Source organism: Solemya elarraichensis gill symbiont (assembly GCF_002021095.1).
Taxonomy (GTDB): domain Bacteria; phylum Pseudomonadota; class Gammaproteobacteria; order Chromatiales; family Chromatiaceae.
Genome location: NZ_MPRK01000339.1, coordinates 1 through 1,410 on the forward strand (window position 1 = coordinate 1; position 1,410 = coordinate 1,410).

General features: G+C 50.7%; 2 protein-coding genes. Both read right to left on the minus strand.

Annotation, left to right across the window (positions count from 1 at the left end; translation table 11 throughout):
• On the minus strand, positions 1–628 hold a 628-nt coding region (locus BOW51_RS10775; RefSeq protein ID WP_078477704.1), incomplete at its 3' end, for a hypothetical protein.
• Positions 629–909: 281 nt separating this feature from the next.
• On the minus strand, positions 910–1,410 hold a 501-nt coding region (locus BOW51_RS10780; RefSeq protein WP_135568282.1), incomplete at its 5' end, for a GNAT family N-acetyltransferase.

Sequence of the window (1,410 nt, forward strand, 5' to 3'; positions counted from 1 at the left end):
GCAGGGATCCATCGCTGTGCATCTCGGCGAGTTGCACCCAGCTCAGGGAGAGGTAGCCTGGCCATAGGGCAATATGTTTATAGATCCTGGCGACAACGCGATTTGGTCCGGGCTTGGCCCCGAGATCATTCAGCACCAGCACTTGCTCACTCACTTCACCGCTGAGGTCAACAACCTCCGGGATCGGTGGCAAGACGATATCAGTGAATGGCAGATCGACGAGGGCGCGATCACCGGCAGGCGGTATCTCAGGCTCGGCAAGAAGTGCAGACAGGGAAACCATATTGAGCAGGTTGCCGCGGTTATAGGTATCGAGAATCGCACAGATCATATTTCGACCGTCATCTTCAACGCCCACGAGAGAGAGTGTCGTATCACTCAAGGCGGGCAGTTTCGGGTAAGACAACTGCGCCTGCAGGTGTTCACATTCGCTCTCCACCCTTCCTGAGACAAACATCGGTTTTGCCGCGTCCCAGGCCCAGCGCAGGCCGCCGTCTATGGTGGCAATATGCCGCCAGACATAATTGATAGCAGTGACATTCAGGGTCTGGCGAAGATCGTCGTAAAGCTCGGCAATCTCGCCGCTTGCTTCATTTTCGCCGATCGCCGGCAGGGTCTCTTTGGCCATGGGTTGGATTCCTGGTGCTACAGACACACCACATGGTTACAGGCGTCTCTGCTCGATGTGAATAAAAGCGCCCGGCACACTCACTGAGACTGATACCCGGGCCCTGGTTGATGCCGTCCATGCTAGCCATTTTCCATCAATGACATCAACATATTACATTCATACTATGGCGAATCCTGCTTATGATAACAACAGGTATTCTGGCCTGCTAAAGATGATGACGAGATATTTGGGAGCCGTTTTTATATTGTCATGAAGAAGCAACGCCCCAAACTTCGTTCTTAGGCTGATTGAGCTGCTTTTATCTCCGGCCATTCATCGGCTAAAACACTAAAATATGCTGAATCTCTGAAGCTTCCATCAGGAAGGCGGCGCTCCTTCCTTAATATGCCATCGAGATTGGCGCCAAGCGCCTTCAGTAGTTTCATGTTTGGGTGGTTATTCACGTCTGTAGTGATCTGTACCCTCGTCAACCCCATCTGCTCAAACGCATACCCTAACAAGAGCAGCTTACTCTCTCTGGAGAGCCCTGATCGCCAATATTCAACATCAACTATAGTCCAGCCTATTTCAATACTTGAATCTTTTAAATTGTAGTCCATCAAGCGAGTGCATCCCACAATCCTGTCATCAACAATATGTCGCATCACGAAAGCAAGGGAGACCCCAGCAGAGCTATCAGAAAGTGCTTTGTCGAACCATTCTGCAAAGCAGTCATGTTCACCAAGTGGTAACAACAAGCGTGTCTTTGATCTCGTGATGTAAAACGGGACATCCAAGTC